This window comes from Flavobacterium sp. J49 (assembly GCF_011742145.1).
GTDB lineage: Bacteria > Bacteroidota > Bacteroidia > Flavobacteriales > Flavobacteriaceae > Flavobacterium.
The window spans coordinates 1-306 of record NZ_JAAQQU010000067.1 but is presented as its reverse complement, the minus strand read 5'-3'; the positions used below and the strand labels follow the sequence as shown (position 1 = coordinate 306).

At 46.7% G+C, this 306-nt stretch carries 1 protein-coding gene; it reads right to left on the bottom strand.

What is annotated here, in order from left to right:
* A partial coding sequence (locus HA632_RS01845) for a hypothetical protein (RefSeq protein WP_176305544.1) occupies positions 1-306 on the bottom strand: 306 nt, incomplete at both ends.

Here is a 306-nt window from a genome sequence, read left to right as displayed (position 1 = left end):
GCTTAAAACCGGTGCGGGATTTATGGTTACCGTTACCGGCTCAATGTCAAAACAAGAACCCGCAGTACTTTTGATGTAGTAAGTTCCGCTGGTAGTCACAGTTGTTGGAGTAGTCAATGCAACTGTAGCCCCTGCGTCAGTCCAATAAGTCAAAGTGCCGCCTCCTGTACTGCCTGCTGTTACTGCTGGTAAGGTTAAATTAACTGTGGCAGGAGAACATACTGCTGTCGGATTGGTAATGCTTAAAACCGGTGCGGGATTTATGGTTACCGTTACCGGCTCAATGTCAAAACAAGAACCAACTGT